Genomic DNA, 1,447 nt, shown 5'->3' with positions numbered 1-1,447 from the left:
ATCGCGTGCGTGCCGATCAGGATATCGATCGTGCCCGCCGCCAGCCCCATCAGCGTCGCCTCGCGCACCTTGCCCTTGTCGCGCCCGGTCAGCACCGCGATTTCGACCGGCAGCCCCGCCAGCGTCCGCCGCAGCGATTCGTAATGCTGGCGCGCAAGAATTTCGGTCGGCGCGAGCAAGGCGGCCTGCGCGCCCGCCTCGACCGCGGTCAGCATCGTCAGCGTCGCCACCAGCGTCTTGCCCGATCCGACATCGCCTTGCAGCAGCCGCAGCATCGGTTGCGCCTGCGCCAGATCGCCTTCGATCTCGCGCACCGTCCGTGCCTGCGCGCCGGTCAGCGCGTAGGGCAGTCGCAAAGCATCGCGTAGCTTGCCCGTCGCCGCGAGCGCCCTGCCCCGCCGCGCGCGCGACGATTGTCGCACCAGCATCAGCGCGAGCTGGTTGGCGAAGATTTCATCATAGGCCAGCCGCTCGCGTGCCACCGCGTCGGAGGGATCGGCATGGATTCGCGCCAGCGCGTCGCGCCACGCGGGCCATTGCTGCTTGGCCAGCAGGCCGGGTTCGATCCACTCCGCCAGATCGGGCGCACGCTCGACCGCTTGCGCGGCGAGTTGCCCCATCCGCTTGGACGTCAGCCCCTCCGACAGCGGATAGATCGCCTCGCGCTCGGGCGTATCCCCCGCTTCCTCGAGCGCGAGGACATAATCGGGATGCACGATCTGCAGTTCCTGGCCGTAGTGCTCGAGCCGTCCCGATACGCGGCGCGGCTCGCCGATCGGCGCGATTCTCTTCGCCCAGCCGGCATGCCCGCCGAAATAGACGAGGCTGACATAATTGCCGAACTTGTCGGTCGCCTGGACCCGTGTCGGCCCCCGCCCGTTGCTCGACCGGTATGATTGCGCGGTCAGCGTGATCGCGATGACGCGCCCGGCATCGGCCATATCGAGCTCTTCGCGCGGCACACGATCAACCCAGCCGGTCGGCAAATGGAACGCCACATCGACGACGCGCGACAACCCCAGACGCTCGAGCGGCTTGGCAAGGCCAGGCCCGATGCCCTTTAGCGCCGTGACTTCGGCGAACAATGGATTGAGGATATCGGGTCGCATGACTATCTGGGGAGCAATAGCCCCAGCCGACGGTTGCTCCAAGCGCCGCCGGCCAATTGTCGTTGGAAATATATGGACCGCGAAATCCGCCTGAAACGCCTCCGCTTCCGCGCCTGGCACCGTGGCACCAAGGAAGCCGATTTGCTGATCGGCGGGTTCTTCGATGCGCGCTCGGCGGGATGGAGCGATGCCGAGATTACGTTGGTCGAGGAGCTGCTCGAAGAACAGGACGTCGACATCATGGCCTGGGCAATCGGGACGGCGGTGCCGCCGGAACGCTATGTCGGGTCGATCGTCGCGGCGCTCAAGACGCTGAACTACGTGCCGATTGCGGAATA

The 1,447-nt window shown here is 66.6% G+C and carries 2 protein-coding genes; one reads left to right on the top strand and one right to left on the bottom strand.

Features of this window, described 5'->3' with window-relative positions; all coding sequences use genetic code 11:
- Positions 1-1,109: DEAD/DEAH box helicase (locus ABWP09_RS12910; RefSeq protein WP_353205535.1), on the bottom strand; the 1,109-nt coding region annotated here is incomplete at its 3' end.
- Between the two features lie 72 nt (positions 1,110-1,181).
- Between ABWP09_RS12910 and ABWP09_RS12905 the strand changes: the two genes are divergently transcribed.
- A partial coding sequence (locus tag ABWP09_RS12905; protein ID WP_353205534.1) for an FAD assembly factor SdhE occupies positions 1,182-1,447 on the top strand: 266 nt, incomplete at its 3' end.

It is taken from the genome of Sphingomonas sp. (genome assembly GCF_040398505.1).
In the GTDB taxonomy this organism is placed as follows: Bacteria; Pseudomonadota; Alphaproteobacteria; order Sphingomonadales; family Sphingomonadaceae; genus Sphingomonas.
The sequence above is the reverse complement of the archived record's forward strand: the minus strand, read 5'-3'. Positions and strand labels throughout refer to the sequence as shown.